The organism is Reyranella sp. GW821-FHT14A01, assembly GCF_058803965.1.
This window is the reverse complement of sequence record NZ_JBXAPM010000001.1, coordinates 238,772-258,094: the sequence shown is the minus strand read 5'-3', so window position 1 is coordinate 258,094 and position 19,323 is coordinate 238,772. Positions and strand designations below refer to the sequence as shown.

At 66.7% G+C, this 19,323-nt stretch carries 11 protein-coding genes; 5 read left to right on the top strand and 6 right to left on the bottom strand.

Annotated features, from left to right (window positions below; translation table 11 throughout):
- Nucleotides 1-30 precede the first annotated feature (30 nt).
- The 3 genes from AC1ROX_RS01255 (at nucleotide 31) to AC1ROX_RS01245 (ending at nucleotide 2,155) form a co-directional block, all read left to right on the top strand.
- Nucleotides 31-432, top strand: a complete 402-nt coding sequence (locus tag AC1ROX_RS01255; RefSeq protein ID WP_493121627.1) for a YciI family protein — start codon at nucleotides 31-33, stop codon at nucleotides 430-432.
- Nucleotides 429-1,670, top strand: a complete 1,242-nt coding sequence (locus tag AC1ROX_RS01250) for an RNA polymerase sigma factor (protein WP_493121626.1) — start codon at nucleotides 429-431, stop codon at nucleotides 1,668-1,670. The genes AC1ROX_RS01255 and AC1ROX_RS01250 overlap by 4 nt, the downstream gene beginning before the upstream one ends.
- Nucleotides 1,671-1,744: 74 nt before the next feature.
- Complete coding sequence (locus AC1ROX_RS01245) at nucleotides 1,745-2,155, top strand: VOC family protein (RefSeq protein WP_493121624.1); 411 nt, start codon at nucleotides 1,745-1,747, stop codon at nucleotides 2,153-2,155.
- A gap of 12 nt (nucleotides 2,156-2,167) precedes the next feature.
- On the opposite strand, the gene AC1ROX_RS01240 is transcribed toward AC1ROX_RS01245, so the two are convergent.
- The 3 genes from AC1ROX_RS01240 to recQ all read right to left on the bottom strand — a co-directional run bounded on the left by AC1ROX_RS01240 (nucleotide 2,168) and on the right by recQ (nucleotide 7,641).
- The gene (locus AC1ROX_RS01240) at nucleotides 2,168-4,213 is read right to left on the bottom strand and encodes an ATP-binding protein (protein ID WP_493121623.1); all 2,046 of its coding nucleotides are present in this window, start codon (nucleotides 4,211-4,213) and stop codon (nucleotides 2,168-2,170) included.
- Entirely contained in the window at nucleotides 4,210-5,703 is a 1,494-nt protein-coding gene (locus tag AC1ROX_RS01235; RefSeq protein ID WP_493121622.1) for an ATPase domain-containing protein, read from the bottom strand. Before AC1ROX_RS01235 ends, AC1ROX_RS01240 begins: the two co-directional genes overlap by 4 nt.
- A gap of 117 nt (nucleotides 5,704-5,820) precedes the next feature.
- Entirely contained in the window at nucleotides 5,821-7,641 is a 1,821-nt protein-coding gene (gene recQ / locus AC1ROX_RS01230; RefSeq protein WP_493121620.1) for a DNA helicase RecQ, read from the bottom strand.
- A 159-nt stretch (nucleotides 7,642-7,800) separates the two neighbouring features.
- Here recQ and AC1ROX_RS01225 point away from each other — a divergent pair, with 159 nt between their 5' ends.
- Complete coding sequence (locus AC1ROX_RS01225; protein WP_493121619.1) at nucleotides 7,801-8,040, top strand: DUF3309 family protein; 240 nt, start codon at nucleotides 7,801-7,803, stop codon at nucleotides 8,038-8,040.
- Nucleotides 8,041-8,281: 241 nt separating this feature from the next.
- Here the strand turns inward: AC1ROX_RS01225 and AC1ROX_RS01220 are convergent, their stop codons facing one another.
- Nucleotides 8,282-16,819 carry a GH36-type glycosyl hydrolase domain-containing protein gene (locus AC1ROX_RS01220; protein WP_493121617.1) on the bottom strand — a complete coding sequence of 2,846 codons (8,538 nt, stop codon included), beginning with the start codon at nucleotides 16,817-16,819 and terminating at the stop codon, nucleotides 8,282-8,284.
- A 231-nt stretch (nucleotides 16,820-17,050) separates the two neighbouring features.
- Between AC1ROX_RS01220 and AC1ROX_RS01215 the strand changes: the two genes are divergently transcribed.
- A complete protein-coding gene (locus AC1ROX_RS01215) occupies nucleotides 17,051-17,404 on the top strand; it encodes a hypothetical protein (protein ID WP_493121615.1) in 354 nt (117 codons plus the stop codon).
- An 83-nt stretch (nucleotides 17,405-17,487) separates the two neighbouring features.
- On the opposite strand, the gene AC1ROX_RS01210 is transcribed toward AC1ROX_RS01215, so the two are convergent.
- Both AC1ROX_RS01210 and AC1ROX_RS01205 read right to left on the bottom strand, forming a co-directional pair.
- On the bottom strand, nucleotides 17,488-18,261 hold the full coding sequence (locus AC1ROX_RS01210; RefSeq protein ID WP_493121614.1) for a short-chain dehydrogenase/reductase: 774 nt from the start codon (nucleotides 18,259-18,261) through the stop codon (nucleotides 17,488-17,490).
- A gap of 148 nt (nucleotides 18,262-18,409) precedes the next feature.
- A complete protein-coding gene (locus AC1ROX_RS01205; RefSeq protein WP_493121612.1) occupies nucleotides 18,410-19,300 on the bottom strand; it encodes an MBL fold metallo-hydrolase in 891 nt (296 codons plus the stop codon).
- Nucleotides 19,301-19,323 lie beyond the last annotated feature (23 nt).

Below are 19,323 nucleotides of genomic sequence, written 5' to 3'. Positions count from 1 at the left end.
CGTCCTGGGTAACGGAAGGACCGCAGATCCATGCTCTACGCCATTCTTTGCTACAATTCCGAGGAAGCCATCGGCTCGTGGTCGAAGGAGTACCACGACGAGACGATGACCAAGCTCTATGCCGTGCACGACAAGCTGGCCAAGCAGGGGCGCATCGGCCCGGTCGCCCGGCTGCTGCCGACGACCGCCGCCACCACCTTGCGCAAGGGACGCGAGGAGATGGTGATCGACGGGCCGTTCGCCGAGACCAAGGAACAGCTGCTCGGCTTCTACATCGTCGACTGCGCCTCGCTGGAAGCTGCCATCGAGACCGCGAAGGACCTGGCCAAGGCCAATCCCGGCACTGGCAGCTATGAAATCCGCCCGGTTGCCGAGTTCCATCCCGGCCAGCTTCCCGACGAGCAGCGTCACGCGAAGAAGCCCGCCGCATGAACGATCTCGGCTGGATCGATCCGGTTTTTGGCGCCGCCCGCCCGCAGGTCATGGGCGCGCTGCTGCGCTACTTCCGGAATCTCGATACGGCCGAGGAAGCCTTTCAGGAAGCCTGCCTGCGTGCGCTCAAGAGCTGGCCGCAGAACGGCCCGCCGCGCGATCCCGCCGCCTGGCTGATCCTGGTCGGCCGCAACGCCGCGATGGACCAGGTCCGGCGGCAAGCCAGGCAAACGGAACTGCCCGAAGAGGCGGTGCTATCGGACCTCGACGATGCCGAGGCCTCGCTGGCCGACCGGCTCGACGGCGAGCACTACAAGGACGACATCCTGCGGCTGCTGTTCATCTGCTGCCATCCCGAGCTGCCGGCGACGCAGCAGATCGCGCTGGCTCTGCGCATCGTCTGCGGCCTCTCGGTGACGCAGATCGCGCAGGCGTTCCTGGTCGGCGAAGCGGCGATGGAGCAGCGCATCACCCGCGCCAAGGCACGCATCGGCAATGCCGGCACGGAATTCGAGACGCCGGGCGCCCCGGAGCGCGCGGAGCGGCTCGGCGTCGTCGCCGCCATGATCTACCTCCTGTTCAACGAGGGCTATTCCTCGAGCAACAGCCGCGAGGCCGAGGCGCGCAAGCCTCTGGCCGAGGAAGCGATCTGGCTGGCCCGCCTGCTGCTGCGCCTGTTTCCCACCGAGCCCGAGATCATGGGCCTTACGGCGCTGATGCTGCTGCAGCGGGCGCGGTCCAAAGCCCGCTTCGATGCCGACGGCAACGTCGTGCTGCTCGAAGACCAGGATCGCAGCCTGTGGAGCCAGCCGCGCATCGCCGAGGGCCTGGCCCTGATCGACAAGGCGATGCGCCACCGCCGGCCCGGCCCCTATCAGGTCCAGGCCGCCATCGCGGCGCTGCACGCGCGCGCGCAACGGGCCGAGGACACGGATTGGGCGCAGATCGACCTGCTCTACGCCAACCTCGAGCGGCTGCAGCCTTCCCCCGTGGTGACGCTCAACCGCGCGGTCGCCGTTTCCAAGGTGAAGGGGCCCGAAGCCGCGCTCGAGATGATCGAGCCGCTGGGTGAGCGGCTACAGGGCTATTTCTATTTCCATGGGGTGAAGGGCGCGCTGCTGGAGAAGCTCGAACGGCCCGCCGAAGCCCGTGAAGCGTTCGGCCGTGCGATTGCCCTGGCCAACACCCCGGCCGAAGCCGCGCACATCCGCCAGCATCTCGACCGGCTCTCGCCATAAATAATTCCGCGACGATGTCGGACTCGGCATCAGCCGTTCGTCCTCGGGATACGATTTCAGCCAAGGAGACTGTCATGATCGCACCCCAGCAGCCCCCCGTCCTCGGTGGCCCCTGCCCCTATCTATCAGTGAACGGTGCCGGCAAGGCCGCCGACTTCTACGTGAAGGCGTTCGGCGCCCAGGAAGTCGCGCGCATGCCGCCCGACGACAAGGGCCGCTACATGCACATCCATCTGATGGTGAACGGCGGCTCGCTGATGCTGGCCGACCCCTTCCCCGAGCACGGCGCTCCGCTGGAGAAGCCCGCGGGCTTCATGCTCCATCTCCAGGTCGAGGATGTCGATGCCGCCTTCGACAAGGCCGTGAAGGCCGGCGCCACGGTGAAGCTGCCGGTACAGGACATGTTCTGGGGCGATCGTTACGGCCAGCTCGTCGATCCGTTCGGCGTCATGTGGACGATGGGCACACCGATCAAGAAGGGCTGACGCTCGCAGAGGCTAGCCGAGCAGACCCTGTATCTGCTCGGCCAACTGCGTCTGCTGATAGGGCTTGTGGAGGCGCGGCAGCTCGAACTTGGCGCGCGTCGGCAGGTCGGCATAGCCGGTGGCCAGCAGGATCGGCAGACCGGGCCGCAGTGCGCGCGCTTCCTCGGCCAGCTGCAGGCCGGTCATGCCTGGCATGGCGTAGTCCGTGATCATCATGTCGATCGGATCGCCGCCGCGCAGCACTTCCAACGCCTCCGCCCCCGATGAGGCCGTAACGACGGTATGCCCGAGATCCTCCAATAGAGATGTCGTGCTGAGGCTGATCAGAAAATCGTCATCGACGAAAAGCAGCCTTGCGTGCCGCTTGGCGTCGGGAGCGCTGCCCGCTTCCTCGGGTGCGTTCGTCTCGGCCGCGCCCTCGGCCACCGGCAGCCACAGTTCGGCGCGCGTGCCGCGCCCCGGCGTGCTGAACAGGCGCAGCGCGCCTTTGAGCTGCTGCGCCAAACCATGGATCATCGACAGGCCGAGACCCGTGCCCCTGCCGACTTCCTTGGTGGAGAAGAAGGGCTCGATCGCCTTGCCCAGCGTCTCGCTGTCCATGCCCTGGCCCGTGTCGGACACGGTGAGCCGCACGTAACGCCCGGCCGAGAGATCGCGCACCGGTCCGGTCTCCTCGACATCCAGTGCAATCGTCAGCGTGCCGCCGTCCGGCATAGCGTCGCGGCTGTTGACCGCGAGGTTGAGAAGCGCGAGCTCGACCTGGTTCGCATCGACATGCGCGGGTGGCGTTCCCACGGGCAGGCTCTGCACCATCTCGATCGAGGGGCCGAGCGAACGGTGCAGCAGGTCGTCCATGCCAAGGACCAACTCAGCCAGGTCGACCGGCCGCGCGTCGAGCGCCTGATGTCGCGCGAAGGCCAGCAGGCGCTGCGTCAGCGCAGCACCGCGTTGCGCGCCCTGCATTGCGCCCTCGATCAACCGGTCGCTGCGCGGATTGGCCGGCACGCGCTTTTGCAGCAGTTCGAGATTACCGATGATCGCGGTCAGCAGATTGTTGAAGTCGTGCGCAACACCGCCGGTGAGCTGGCCGATCGATTCCAGCTTCTGCATCTGGCGAAGCTGCGCCTCCGTGCGTTCGCGCTCGGCGATCTGCGACACCAGTTCGTCGTGCGCACTGCGCAGCTGCACGGTGCGCTCCTCGACCCTCTTCTCCAACTGCTCGTTCATGCCCTGGAGCGCGGCCTCGGCCGACTTGCGGGCCGAGATATCGGAGGCGAGACCGACGAAGCGCCGCGGCGCACCCCGTTCGTCGCGCACCAGGCGAGCACGGACATCGAGCCAGACGATGTTGCCGTCGGGCCTCTCGAAGCGGAGATCGGCGGCAAAGTCCTGGCCCGACGCCATGCTATGGCCGAGCGCCTTCACGATGTGAGGCTGGTCGTCGCCGTCTATTCCCCGCATCAGCTCGTCGAGGCCGACATCCTGCAAGACCGGAACACCAAGGATCGTCTTTCCCTCGGGTGCGACGGCGAGGTGCGACGTGGTGAAGTCGAACTCCCAGGCGCCGAGCCGGCCGGCATGCAGGGCCGTGCGCAGGCGTTGGTCGCTTTCGCGCAGGTTGGCCAGCAGCCGGCGCGTATCGTGCTGGCGCCGCCGTCCCTTCACCGCTGCCCGCGCCACGCTGAGCAATGTCGTGGGATGAAAGGGCCGCTCGATGAACGAGACGTTGCCCAGGGTCTCCAACCAGCGGGACGCAATCGGATTGCGTTCCGGCCCGCCGCCATGGTTGGTGACGAGAAGGAACGGCAGGTCGGACCACGGTGGCTGATTGGCGAGCCAGATGGAGAGAGGCTTCAGGTCCGCGCCCCGGATCGCCTCTTCGGTGATCAGCAAAAAGGCGACGTCGTCTTCCAGAAAGTCGACCACGGCCGCCAAGCTGGGACACACGATGCAGAACACGCCCGTCTGTTCGATCAGCGAACAGGCCACCGCAGCGTCGCGGCCCCTTGGGGCCAGTATCAACGCACGCAACGGCCGTTCGGCGGATGACTGCATCATTCGCCCGGCGACGGGCGGGCGGGCGCGCGATCTCCCGGAAGGGACGGCGTGCCGCGAAGGACACCGTGGAATTGCGAAAGCGGCTCGCCGATGTGCAGGCCGCCGTCGATCCAGAATTCGCGGATCGTGTCCTCGTGCCGGCCGCCGCGCTTCTTGATCACCGAGAGCGCGCGACGCACCGAGCCCTCGGCCTCGAAGAAACGCAACAGGATCACGGCATCGGCCAGATAGGTCACGTCGACCGGCGACTTCATCTCGCCGACCAGGCCGTGCTGCGCCACCGTGAGGAAGGTCGAGACGCCTGCACGATTGAGATACTGCACCAGCTCGTGCATGTGCAGGATCAGCGAGTTTTCGTGCGGCATCGACGCCTGGTAGCCGTTGAGACTGTCGATCACGACCGTCTTCATCGACGGATCGTCCGCCGCCTGTCGAACATTGTGGGCGAATTCGCCGGGCGACAGTTCGGCCGCGTCGAGCTGGGTGATCTGCAACCGGCCAGATGCCTGCATGGCCGGGAAGTCGAAGCCCAGTGGCTTCGCGCGATCGAACAGGAGGCCCAGCTCCTCGTCGAAAAGGAACATCGCCGCCTTATTGCCCTTTCGCACGGCCTCGGCCACGAACTGCCAGGCCAAGGTTGTCTTGCCTGAACCCGCTGGTCCCAAAAGCAAAGTGCTGGATCCCTGCTCGATGCCGCCGCCCAACAGACCATCGAAGGCCGGCAGACCGGTGCCAATGCGGCCGCGGACGAAATCGCGCCGGTGTTCCGCCGCGACGAGGCGCGGGAAGACGCGGGCACCACCGGCGCGGATGACGAAGTCGTGGTAGCCGCCGCGAAAGCCCTGCGCGCGATATTTCACCACACGCAGGCGCCGACGTTCGGCGCCGTAGTCCGGCGTCGTCTCCTCGAGCCGAATGACGCCGTGCGCGACGCTATGCACCGTCTTGTCGAGGATGTCGGTCGTCAGGTCGTCGAGCATGAGCACGGTGGCGCCATGGCGCGCGAAATAGTGCTTCATTGCCAGGATCTGGCGACGATAACGCAACGAGCTTTGGGCGAGCAGCCGGATCTCGGACAGGGAGTCGAGCACGATCCGCTGGGCGTTGCTGCGCTCGACAGCCTGGAAGATCAGCTTGATCGTCTCGCCGAGTTCGAGATCGGAGGAATAGAGGAGACTTTGCTGCTGGTCGGCATCGAGCACGCTCTCCGGCGGCACGACCTCGAAGATATCGATCTTGTCGTCGACCGTCCAACCATGGGCCTCCGCCGTGGCGCGCAGCTCATGCTCTGTCTCCGACAGCGTGATGTACAGCCCGCGTTCTCCTGCCTTCGCTCCCTCCATCAGAAAGCGCATCGCCATCGTCGTCTTGCCGGTACCTGGGCTGCCCTCCAGCAAGAAGACACGCCCGACCGCGAGACCGCCCAGCAGAATGTCGTCGAGTCCCGGCACACCCGTGCGGTCCTTCGACTTACCCGTCCTGGCGTCCATCCGAACTCTCCACTCCCTCGCTGCCCACACGGGCCGGAAAACACCCCGCCCCAGGCCAGGGTGGCGCGATTTTCACAACGTAGAAGTGTCGGAAAAAGTTCCGAAAACGGCCCTGCGTCAGGGCGCACGGGGCTCGATGATGGCCAGGAAATCGGCGCCGTAACGCTCCAATTTGGCGTCGCCGATCCCGTGTATTTCCCGCATCGCGGCCGCGGTCGTGGGACGGTGGGTGGCGAGTTCGACCAGGGTGCGGTCGGAAAAGACGACATAGGCCGGAACGTTCTGCGCCCGGGCCAGCTTGGTCCGCAACGTGCGCAGCGATTCCAGCAGGACGGTGTCGGCGTCGCTCACGATCGCGACCGTCGTGGCACGCTTGTCGCGACGCCCCCCCTTGCTCGTGGGCGCGGCCACGATCTTGCGCAGCTCGACCTTCTGCTTGCCCTTGAGGACGGCCCACCCCTCGTCGGTGACCCACCAGCGGCCATGCTCCATCAGGTCCTGCGCGATCAGGCCGACGGCCGAGAGCTGGCGGAAGATGGAGCGCCAGTCGGTTGCCTTGCGGTCCTTACCGACGCCGAAGGTCGGCAACTTATCGTGGTTGAACTTCGAGACGTTGTCGGTGAGGTCGCCGGTCAGGATGGCGATGAGATGCTCCATGCCGAAGCGCTCACCCGTGCGCACGATGGCCGACATCGCCTTCTGCGCATCGATCGTCGCATCGAACAGCTCGACGCCTTCCTGGCAGAGATCGCAGTTGCCGCAGGTCTCCGACGCCTCGCCGAAATAGGCGAGCAGGGTCTGGCGGCGGCAGCGCGGCGCCTCGGCGAGCGACAGCAGCGCGCCCAGCCGCTGGCGCTCGATGCGCTTGCGCTCGTCGGAGGAATCGCCCTGCTCGATCTGCAAACGCCGCAACTGCATGTCGCCCAGCCCGTAGAGCGTCAGCGTATCGGCCGGCAGACCGTCACGGCCGGCGCGACCGATCTCCTGATAATAAGCTTCGACGTTCGACGGCAGGTCGGCGTGACAAACGAAGCGCACGTCGGGCTTGTCGATGCCCATGCCGAAAGCGACGGTCGCGGTCATCACCAACCCGTCCTCCTGCTGGAAGGCGTCCTGGTTGGCGTCGCGGACTTTTTTCTCGAGACCGGCATGGTACGGCCGCGCGTTGATGCCCGCTTCCTTGAGCGTCGCGGCCAGTTCCTCGACCTTGCGGCGCGACGAGCAATAGACGATGCCGCTCTCGCCCGGGTGCGACTGCACGAAGGACAGGACCTGGCGCGTCGAGCGTTCCTTGGGTTTGAAGGCGAGCCGCAGATTGGGCCTGTCGAAGCTGCGCACGAAGACGCGCGGCTCGGTGGCGAACAGCTTCTCGACGATATCGCCGCGTGTCGGGGCATCGGCGGTGGCGGTGAAGGCGATCGTCTGCAGGCGCCCGCCGATCTGGCGGGCGAGATTGCCCAGGGTCAGATACTCGGGACGGAAATCGTGGCCCCATTGCGAGACGCAGTGCGCCTCGTCGATCGCCATCATCGAGACCTGCACCTCGGCCAGCATCTCGACCATGTCGGGCCGCGCCAGCCGCTCCGGCGCGACATAGAGCAGGCGCAGCTCGCGGCGGCGCAGCAGGCCCATCACGCGCGCATTCTCGGCCGGCTCGTTGCTGGAGTTGAGGCTGCCGGCCGCCACACCGGCGGCGGTCAGCGCCTGGACCTGGTCGCGCATCAGGGCGATCAGCGGCGACACGACCAGGGTGAGGCCGGGACGGGCAATGGCCGGAAGCTGGAAGCAGAGCGACTTGCCGCTCCCCGTGGGCATGACCGCCAGCACGTTCTCGCCGGCCAGCACGGCGCCCACGATTTCCTCCTGGCCGGGGCGGAAAGCGTTGAAGCCAAAGACCGAATGCAGCAGCGCGCGAGCGGAGGAGAGGGGATCGTTCATTATTACCGGCAAACTACCTCCACGCGCCCACCTGCGACCATGTGGAACGCCGTCGCTGGGGATGGCCATTGGGTCGAGATCGTAACCAAAAAAGAACATTTTCAAGGCGGAACCCGCACTCCGCGTGCTCGTTCATAGACGAACGATAAGGGGATACGAATGCTGGGATTGAGCCTCGCCCTGCTGCTGGCGGCTGCGGGCATCGCGGCCTTTCCGTGCTGGCGGCACAGCGCCGGTTGGGGCTATGGCCCGAGCACGGTGGCGGGCGGGCTGCTTTTCCTGGTGGCAGCCTTCACCATCGGTGACCATGCCGTGCCACACTCTCAGTCTGCCGCGCCGGAGCGCGCCCCGTCGTCTCGTGCGCAAGCGGTCGTCGCGCAGGTCGATGGCCTGCGCTAGCAGGCCATTAATCGTACTTCTTACGGTAATGCGCGTAGAGTGAGGTCATGGCCCGACGATGCGGAGATTTTCTCCGCCTCGACGCCAGGAAACCACCCTTCCCATGTCCATGAAAAATCGCCGCGGTAACCGCGAGGCGAAGAAGCCCAAACAAGACAAGCCAAAGACCGTCGCGCCAACCTTCGCGTCGGCCATGGCCTCGTCCGTGAAGCCAGCCACTCCGGCCAAGCGCAAGTAGCGCTCAGCCGAGAGTCACCACCACGGTCCGCCGGGCGACGTCGTCGCCCAGGCGGATCACCGCCTTGCCGTCCACCACCGACTGCTTCACACCGTCCAGCTCGACGGCGACAACACCGCGGCTGACGCTGCTGGGATTGCGCACCACGATCTCATAGACCGACCCGTGCAGGGTGAGGGTCATCTCGAAGCCCGGCCAGGTTGCCGGCAGACAGGGCGCGACCTCGAACCGGTCACCCTTCACCTTGAGGCCAAGGACCGACTCGATTCCGGCGCGATAGAGCCAGCCTGCCGAGCCGGTATACCAGGTCCAGCCGCCACGGCCGACATGCGGCGCCACCGAGTAGACATCGGCCGCGACGACATAAGGCTCGACCTTGTAGCGCAGCACGCCGGCACGCGTCGCCGTATGGTTGATCGGGTTGATCAGCGCGAAAAGCTCGTGGGCCTTGTCGCCCTGGCCCAGCGCCGCGAACCCCATGATCGACCATGCCGCCGCATGCGTGTACTGACCGCCATTCTCGCGAATGCCGGGCGGATAGCCCTTGATGTAGCCGGGATCGAGAGGGGTCTTGTCGAAGGGCGGTGCGAACAGCAGCGCCAACCTGTCGCCGCGATGCACGAGCATTTCGTCGAGCGACTCCATAGCCCGGGTGGCCCGCGCCGGATCGGCTGCCCCGGAGATGGCGGCCCATGACTGGGCGATGGAATCGATGCGGCACTCCTCGCTCGCGGCCGAGCCCAGCGGCGTACCGTCGTCGTAATAACCGCGGCGGTACCAGGCCCCATCCCAGGCTTCGCGGTCGAGCGCCGCCTTCAGCGCCTCGGCATGTGCCATCCAGGCAACGGCCCGGCGTGTCTCGCCGCGTTCCTCGGCGACCGGCGCGAACGCCCGCAAGGCCGCATACAGGAACCAGCCCAGCCAGACGCTCTCACCGCGTCCCGCCTCACCCACCCGGTTCATGCCGTCGTTCCAGTCGCCGGTGCCGATCAGCGGCAGGCCATGCGTGCCCGTGGCAAGGCTGAGGTCGAGGCCGCGCGCGCAATGCTCGAACAGAGGCGCGGTTTCGTCGGCCTGGCCGGGCTGGAAGTAGAGATCGTGCTCGCCCTCGCGCAGCGCCGGCCCGTCGAGGAAGGACACGGGCTCGTCGAGAATCGCCGCATCGCCGGTGGTCTCGACATAGTGCGCGGCGACGGTGGCCAGCCAGGCCCGGTCGTCGGAGATGCGCGTGCGCACGCCCTGCCCCGCAATCGGAAACCACCAATGCTGGACATCGCCTTCGACGAACTGTCGCGACGCCGCTCGCAGGATGTGGGCACGTGCCAGCGAAGGCATCGGCACGGCAAGCGACATCGCATCCTGGAGCTGGTCGCGGAAACCGTACGCCCCGCTTGCCTGATAGAAAGCCGAGCGCGCCCAGTAACGGCAGGCCAGCGACTGATAGAGCAGCCAACCGTTCAGCAGGATGTCGGTCGCGGGATCGGGCGTCTTCACCTGCACGGTGCCCAGAACGCCATCCCAGAAGCCCACCGCCTCGCGATGCACGGCAGCGAGGTCGGCGACGCGGTAGCGTGCGATGAGCGCACGCGCCTCGGCTTCGTCGGCCGCCTGGCCCAGGAAGAAGACGGCTTCGTGCACGCCGCCGGCTGGCAGGTCGATCGTGGTCTGCAGGGCCGCGCATGGATCGAGGCCGGCGCCGAGGCGCTGCGACAGCGGCAGGTCAGCGCTGAGGGCCGCGGGATTGTCCATGCTGCCGTTGCGACCGATGAACTCGCCGCGATCGCCCGTCCACGCCGTCTGGCGACCAGAAAGATCGGCAAAAGCCACGCGACTTCCGTGATGGAGGTTCCACCTGTTGCGGGCGAAGATCGCGCCGGTTTCGCCGTCGCGTTCGGTGACGACCGTGGGACCGGAGGCACCGCGGGCAATGCCCAGGGCCCATTCGACATACGCCGTGACCGAGAGCCGGCGCGGCCGGTCGGAGATGTTGCGGATATTGAGCTGCGATATCTTGATCGAATCGCCCAGCGGGACGTACTGCAACAGTTCGAGCGCGATGCCGTTCGCCACCACTTCGAACCGGCTGTAGCCGCGGCCGTGGCGGACGATGTAAGTGGCCTGCTCGAGGCGCACCGGCCGCGCCGTCGGCGTCCACATCTCGCCGCTGTCGAGATCGCGCACGTAGAGCGCCTCGCCCGGCCGGTCGACGACCGGATCGTTCGACCACGGCGTGAGTTGGTTGTCGCGGCTGTTCTGCGACCAGGTGTAACCCCCGCCATCTGCCGCCACCTGGAAGCCGAACGAGGCATTCGAGATCACGTTGAGCCACGGAGCCGGCGTCGACTGGCCGGGTCCAAGCACCGTGACGTACTCGCGACCGTCGGGCGAGAAGCCGCCGAGGCCGTTGAAGAACTGTAGCGCGCCCGGCGCCGCCGGCGGTTGCGCCGCGCTGGCACCGACCACGACGGGGCGAGGGAGCGGTGGCGCCACGCCACGCGGCGATTTCATGCGCTCGAGCTGGTCCGACAGACTGCCGCGCCCGCCGCGCATCACGACGCGTGCCAACGCCAGCAGGAGCGCCCGCGTCTCCGTCGAGATCAGGTCGGTACGCAGGACAAAGACGCTCCCGGGCACGTTCTCGGCCCCCAGATGGGTCCGTGACCTGCTGGCACGCACCAGCATCTCCAACATCGCCTGCAAGTCCTGCACATAGGAAGTGCTGCGCTCGTTCAGGATGACGAGATCGACCGCCAGCCCCTTGAGTTGCCAGTACTCGCGCGCACGCAGCAGCTCGCGCACGATGCCGGTGTCCTCGATCTCCTCGACGCGCACCAGCACGATCGGCAGGTCGCCGGAGATGCCTTGTGACCACAGGACCGGCGGACCGGCGAGGCCCCGCCGGATCACGTCGGGCGACGAGCGCAGCGCCGGATTGGCGTAGAGCACATGCCCGGCCAGGCGTTGGAAGTAACTGGCATCGACCGCATCAATGTCGAGATGACGGAGCTGGACCTGTGCCTGTGTCCAGGCGAGCGTCGTCACGCGCGTGAAGGCATTGGCGTCACGGTGCCTGTCGATCGCGTCAAGCAGCGCTTCGCGTGTCGAGGCCACCACCGTCCAATAGGCGATCCGCGCAAGGCCGCCCGCCGGCACTTTCAGACGCCGCCGCAGGGCGAACACCGGATCGAGCACCGAGCCCACCGTGCCGGAGAGTCGCCTTCCGTCGGTCGCCGCAATCGCGTCGCCGATCTCGTTGCCGCGACCGATGAAGCGGGCGCGATCGGTCTCGACCTCGATCTCGCCGATCGTGTCACCCTCGACGACCGCGAGATGGGCAGCCCAGAGTTCGGGCTCGCCGGGTCCCCGACGCCGGCGTGTGGCCAGCAGCGCGCCAATGGCCGGCAGATATTCGGTACGCACGAACATCTTGGAGAAGGCCTGGTGCGCTGCATCCGCGGCACGAGACGCCAGGACGATCTCGGCATAGGAGGTAAGCTCGATGGTCCGCGGCGAGATCCCGTTGTTGGCCACCGTCACGCGCCGGACCTCGGCGTCGTCCTCCGGCGACACGACGACGTCGAGGCTGGTGACCAGTGTGCCATCGTGGCGCACGAACTCGGCTCGGTCCTCCGCGAACATCACGTCGTACCGGTCAGGACGTTGCCCGCAGGGTTGATGGGTGGCCGACCACACCGCACCTGTGTCGACGTCGCGCAAGAAGATGTAGCTGCCCCAGTCGTCGCGCGTCGTGTCTTCGCGCCAGCGCGTCACCGCCTGGGCACCCCACTGGCTGTAGCCCGATCCCGCCGCCGTCAGCATGACCGAGTAGCTTCCATTCGACAGAAGATGGACGGACGGGCTGGCGGCGTGCGGATTGCGCAGCCGCCGCACCAGCGCCGGCTCGGAATCTCTCACCAGCGCGCTGGCGCCGACTTCCTCGGCCCGCGGATGGGCGACCGCAACGTCACGCGGTGCGCGCTCCTGCAACAGCAACTCCGTCGCCTGGATACCCGGCTCGGCATGGAAGCGCGACCGCATCACGCCATCGAGCAGGGCGTTGGCGATGGCCACCACCGTCATGCCCTGGTGATGGGCCATGTAGGCGCGCACGATCGCGTGGGCCTCGCCGTCCGGGAGGCGCGACGGCGTGTAGTCGAGTGCCTCGTAGAAGCCGTAGCGGCCGCGTCCTCCGATGGCGGTCAGACGTTCGTAATTGGCGGCGGCCGCCGCGGGATCGACCATGGCGGCCAGTCCCGTGGCGTACGGCGCAATGACGAGGTTTTCGCTCAAGCCTCTTTTGAAGCCGAGCCCCGGCACGCCAAAGTTCGAATACTGGTAGGTGAATTCCTTGTCGCGCGCATTGTAGGCGGACTCCGAGATTCCCCAGGGCAGGCCGAGACCGGTTGCGTACTGAATCTGACGGCGAACGATAAGCCGGTTGGTCTTCTCGAGAAGGCTACCGAACGGCGCGCGCATGACCAGCGACGGCATCAGGTACTCGAACATCGAACCCGACCACGAGATCAGCGCCGCGCCGGGCGCTACCGGCGTGACTTCGCGGCCCAGCCGGAACCAATGCCGCGCCGGAATGTCGCCCGCCGCAATGGCAATGAAGCTCGCCAGCCGCGCCTCGGAGGCGAGCAGGTCGTAGCAATTGATGTCGAGCCGGTTCTCGGCGACCAGGAAGCCGATCGACAGCAGACGGCGGCGCTCGTCGAAAAGGAAATCGAACTCCATGGCGCTCGCCATGGCGTGTGCCGTCGTTTCGACGGTCAGGAGGCGACGCTGCAGATCGTCCGTCATCGCGCCCGTCATGTCTGCGGCCTGTGCGGCATCGCGATGATGGCTCGCGACCGTGCGATGGGCGGCCTCGATCCAGAACAGCATGTCGGCGCTTTCCGGGTCGTCGCGCTCCCTGGCAAGCGTGCGCGCGAGATCGGCGGCGGTAGCCGCCATCGCCAGAGTCGCGTCGAGCCGCAACGGGATCCCGGACAACGACGCCGCCAGCCCGTCGAACGCCTGGGCGAGTTCGGACCGGGTGACGAGATGCGTGCGGCGGTCGTCGGACAAGCCGGCCAAAGCCTCGCGGGCGAGTTCGAGACTGTCGGCCGCGCCGCGTGCGCCATCGGGCTTCGGGTCCCTCTTTGTGCGCCAGGCGTCGCAAGCACCGGCCAGCGCGATCAAATGACCGGCGAGGTTGCCGCTATCGACCGTCGAGACATAGCGCGGCTCGAGAGCGCGCAGATCGCGCGTATCGTACCAATTGAAGAAATGCCCGCGAAACCGCTGCAGGCGCTCCATGCTCGCCAGCGTGGCCTCGAGACGCTCCACGGCCTCGGTCGTGCCGATCCAGCCGAACTCGCGGGCCGCGGCCGTCGAGAGCAACAGCAGTCCGAGATTGGTTGGCGACGTGCGATGGGCCACGACCGGCGCCGGGGCCTCCTGGAAATTGTCCGGCGGCAGCATGTTGTCCGCCTCGGTGACGAACGCCTCGAAGAAGCGCCAGGTGCGGCGCGCGGTGAGCCGCAGGGCCAACGCGTCGCCGGCAGCGATCCTCAAGCTGCCGGCATCGCGCGGCGGCCGGCTTACCCAAAGGGCGATCCCGGGTGCCAGAAGCCAAGCCAGCACGAAGGGGGCTGCAACAGGAATTGCCGCGGCACCCGCCTGCCAGACCACGATTGCGGCGACGAGCGCGATGACGACGCTGCCGGCCATCTTGCCGTAGAGGCCGCGCCAGCCGGCCCGCAGGTTCTGCTTGGACTGGGCCGCGGTGATCCATTCCAGCAGGCGGCGATGGCTGACCATGAGACGGAACAAGGTCCGGCTGATCGCATCGCCCATCAGCCAGGCGTGATGCGCCAGGAAGGCGACGAGCAAAGCGGTCTGCGAGGCCGCCGACATGATGTCATTCCACAGCGCGTCGAGATGGCTGCGGGTGGTGATCTTCGCGTGTCGCGGGAACAGGGCAGAGATCACCGGCAGGATCGTGGGCAGCGCGATGGCCAGCAGCATGAACGTCGTCCAGACGAATGCGGCCGGTAGCGGCAGGGTCCAGCCGACCGTCAGGGACAGAACGGCGGCCGGCGCCGACAGTGTCCGGCGCAGATTGTCGAACATCTTCCAGAAGCCGATCGCCGGAAGAACGCGTGTGCGCGATGCCGTGACCTTCACCAGACCCAGCATCCACGGCAGGAGCTGCCAGTCCCCTCGCGCCCAGCGATGCTGACGCGCCGCCGCCACGTCGTAGCGTGCGGGGAACTCCTCGACGACCTCGATGTCCGACGCCAGGCCGGCGCGCGCGAAGGTCCCTTCGAAGAGATCGTGGCTCAGCATCGTGCTGTCGGGAACGCGCCCCTGCAGCGACGCCTCGAAGGCGTCGATGTCGTAGATGCCCTTGCCCGAGTAGGAGCCTTCGCCGAACAGGTCCTGATAGACGTCCGAGACGGCCGACGCATAGGGGTCGATGCCGCTGTTGCTGGAGAAGACGCGCTGGAACCTCGAGCCCTCCGCACCGACCGGCAGCGAGGGCGTGACGCGCGGCTGCAGTACGCCGTAGCCTTCGACGACGCGCCCTTCCGCAGCGTCCAAGCGCGGCCGGTTCAGCGGATGGGCCATCTTCCCGACCAGTCGCATGATCGCATCGCGCGGCAGGCGTGTATCGGAATCGAGAGTCACGACATAGCGCACGTCCAGGGGCAGCTGCTTGGCCGTGCCGGCGGCGGCCACGACGAAGCTCGTGTCCGTGGAGCCTCGCAGCAGATGATTGAGTTCGTGCAGCTTGCCGCGCTTGCGTTCCCAGCCGATCCAGGAGCCTTGTGCCTCGTTCCAGCCACGCCGGCGATGAAGCAGAAAGAATCGATCGACGCCGCCTTGCGAGGGATAGCGACGATTGAGGCGCGCTATGCCCTCGACCGCGGTCGCGAGCAGCGCCGCGTCCTGCGGCATCGATTCGGCGGGCGCGTCGGTCCAATCCGACAGGAGCGCGAAATGAATCGCGCCGGCCGGATTGGAGAGATGGTGGACCTCGAGGCTTTCGATCTGTTCCTCGATCGCTGCCTGAGTCGTCAGCAGGGTGGGAATCGCGACGAACGTCCGCAGATGCGCCGGCACACCGTCGCGCAGGGCGAGGCTCGGCAGAAGCGTGGCGCCGAAGCCGCCGGTGACCAGTCGGTTGACCAGGTGCAGGGCCGCATCCAGCGCCGGCAGCGCCCCTACGACTGCCATGGCGACAAGCTGACAGCCATGCACACCCAGCAGCGAGAGGCCAAGCAGCGGCAACAGGAGGACGACGCCGGCCGTAACGGCGACGATACCGACATAACCCGCGAGGCCGGTCCGCAAGAGCCGCCGTCGCACGGTCAGGCCGCTGGTGCGAAAGCCGACCGACTGCTCGAAGGCCCGGCGGCCTTTGCCGATCAGATGGTAGCCTGGCTCCCGCCGCCGCCCGTCGTCGTCCGCAGCCGATTCCCTTGCCGCTGCCAGGGCGCGTCGGGCGATCTCCGGCTCGTCGAGCGCGGTGCCACGCGCAATCTGCTCGATGGCGGTGCGGTAGAGATTGCGGGTGGCAAAATCCATGTCGGCGAAGATGCCATCGGTCCGCAGCATGTCATCGACCGGGCTCACCTCCTCGAAGAGCTTCGCCCAATCGACATCCGAAACCAGCCGCATGCTGGTGATGATGTTGCGGACCGTGACGTTGGTCGCGCCCTGCAATTGGTGCTCACGCCGCACCAGCTCGTCGGCGCTCGTGCCTTCACGCGCCAGGCGCTTCTCCAGCCAGCCCACCGCCGGCGTCGTCTCGGGATCCTGGTCGCGCAGACGATGCACGAGCTGGACGGCGAAACCTTCGGAGAAAGCCTCCCGATCGTAAGGCTGCAGCGCGGCCGGATCAGCCACGAGATCGTTCAATCCCAGCAGACGATCGGCCACGAGGTCGGCCTGCTCACGCGCCGAGCGTCGATTGACGATGCGGCTGGCCGATCGGCGCAGGTTCTCGACCAGGACGATACGGAGCGTGATCGCGACGGCCCACAGTTCGCCGATCGTGAGCGGCTGGACCGTTTGGTAGGCGCGCACGAAGCGCGTGAGCGTCTCGGGATCGAAGCGGCTGTCGGTATGGGCGACGAAGGCCCAGGCGAGACCGAACACCCTCGGATAGCCGATCAGCGGCCCCTCGCTGAGCTTGGGAAGCTGGCGATAGTAGCCTTGGGGCAGGTCGGTGCGGACCTCGCGGACCTGCTGCTCCACGAGATGGAAATTGTCCAAAAGCCATTCCGCGGCCGGCGTGATCGTGCGGCCGGCATCGACCGCCGCCGCGATCGATCGATAGGCCGCCAGCAAGACGCGCTCGTTGTCACGCAGGCGTACGACCAGCGACTTGCCCGCGGTCACCGCAGCATGGACGGGTTGGTTGACGGCAAGGCTTTGTGCGTGCTGCTCCAGCCGCTCGATGCTGAACAGCTCGCTGCGAATGGCGTCTTCGTCTTCCCGAATAGCAGCGGGTCGCGCGCGCCCGAAGGCGCGCCACGCGAACAATTTCAAGGAATGTCAGCCTTTCCGGCAAAGGCGCGCATGCAACGCAAAAGGCGTTCCGCACGCTCATGAAGCGCCCTCGCTTGGCAGGGGTCGCTACGAAAATCCGTTCTACAGCATACGACTGGCGACGACGAATCGCGCCGACAAAGTGAATGCGACCGGGCGCTTGCAGTTCCGGAGGACTATTGATTCCGGTTTTGCTATCGCTTTCGGGACATCATCACGGGAGACCGATCCATGTTTCGCCTTGCCACCCTGGCCGCCGTCCTCTTCGCCGCTTCGGCCGGCTCCGCCCTGGCACTCGACTGCCCCAAGCCGCAGCCGACGGCCAAGCCCGGCATCCTGAAGGAAACCCCGGCCCAGATGGCCGCCGTCGGCAAGCAGCTCGCGGGCGGCGACACGTTCAATGCGATCGCCTCGGCGACGGCCGATCTCCGCATCCGCTATCCCGGCGTCGAGAGCGCCGAGCTGGTGAACTATCTCGTCACCGCCTACTGCCCGGCCGTGGCCGCTGACAGCAAGCTCAGCGAAGCGCAGAAGAAGTCGGCCGTCGACGGCTTCGCCGCCCAGGTGATGCGTCAGGTTTACTAGGCTGAGCGAAGCTCAGCCCCAGGAGCGGCAGGACATTGCCCTAGGCAATGTCCGAGAGCGTCGAAGGAAGAGCGACCACCCGACTAATGGCGGGCCGCCTGCCCGCCATCCAGCGTCATGACCACGCCGCTGATGTAGCTGGCGCGGTCGGAGGCCAGGAACACGGCGAGGTCGGCGACCTCGTCGGGCTCGGCGGCACGGCCGAACGGCATGTGCTTGGTGAGCTCGGGCCAGCGCTCGGGATCGCCGAACTTCTGTTCGGCCACGGTGCGCAGCCGCGTCAGCATGCGGTCGGTGCGGGTGGCCGGCGGATTGATCCCGACCACGCGCACGCCGTGATCGACGCTCTTCGATCCCACCGCGCGGGTGAAGGCCATGATGCCGGCATTGCCCATCGTGCCGGCGACGTAGTCGTAATTGTAGCTCTCGCCCGCGAGGCCGATCACGTTCACCACCACGCCCTTCTTGTGCGCATACATCTTCTCCAGCATGGCGCGCGTGGCGTTGATGTAGCCGAACACCTTGAGGTCCCAGGCCTCGCGCCACTTGGGCTCGGTCATGCCGAGGATGTCGCCCTGCGGGATGGCGCCGGCATTGTTCACCAGGATGTCGGCATGGCCGACCGCCTCGACGACGCTGCGCGCCGTGTCGCCGTTCGAGAAATCGGAGGGATGGATCTCGACCGGCACGTTGTGGCGGGCGCGGATCTTCTCTCGCGCGCTCTCAAGCGATTCCTTGGAGCGCGAGGCGATATGCACCGTGCAGCCCTCGGCCGCGAAGCCCATGGCGCAGGCGAAGCCGATGCCGCGGCTGCCGCCGGTGATCAGCACGGTCTTGCCGGAAAGCTTCATGTCCATTGGTCGTTCCCCCTGGCAGGCTGTTTAAACAGGTTTCTGAGAAGTACCGGCGAGCAACATTGATTCGTTACCGGGTTACCGCGACAGGAGCCGCCTCTCTTCGATTCGTCTGTTTCGTTTATTTCGTTTATTTCGTTTGTTCGGCCTGCTACAGCCGGTAGACGCTGTCGATCGTCGCGCGTCCGTCCTCGGTCTTGACCCGTCCGTCCTTCACCATCTGGACGAGATGGGCCAGCATCGAGCGGCCGGCCGCCGGATGAAGATGGATCGGGGTGTCGGCGTAGTTCTTGGCGACCATCTGCGGGACGGTCTGCGGCCCGTCCTTGAGTCGCGCGATGATCTGCGCCTCGCGACCCAGCCGATGCTCGATATAGGCCTGCACGAACGGATTGGGATCACGGATCTCGGCGCCGTGCGTCGGGATGTAGAGGCTCTCGTCGCGCGGCAGCAGCTTGCGCAAGGAGGCGAAGTAGTCGGCCATGTTGCCGTCGGGCGGCGAGATCACCGCCGTCGACCAGCCCATGACATGGTCGCCCGAGAGCAGCGCCTTGTCTTCCTTCACCGCGAAGCAGAGATGGTTGGAGATGTGGCCGGGCGTGTAGACCGCCTCGACGTTCCAGCCGTCGCCCTCGATCACGTCGCCGTCGTTCAGCTTGATGTCGGGCGCAAAGGAGAAGTCGCCCGCCTGTTCGGTCGTGACGCCTTCGGGCGTCGGATGCGGACCATAGCTGTAGACCTTGGCGCCGGTCGCCTTGGCGAGCGCCGGCGTCGCCGGCACATGGTCGATATGGGTGTGCGTCACCAGGATATGCGTCACCGTCTCGCCGCGCAGCGCGCGCAGCACGGCGTCGATATGTTCCTGATCGTCGGGACCGGGATCGACGACCGCCACATTGCCGTGGCCGATGATGTAGGTGCCGGTGCCCTTGAAGGTGAAGGGACTGGGATTGTTGGCGACGACCCGGCGGATCAGCGGCGTCACTTCCATCGCCGTGCCGTAGTCGAACTTGAAATCCCTGATGAACGGAATGCCGGCCATTTCAACCCTCATCGGAGCGCGCC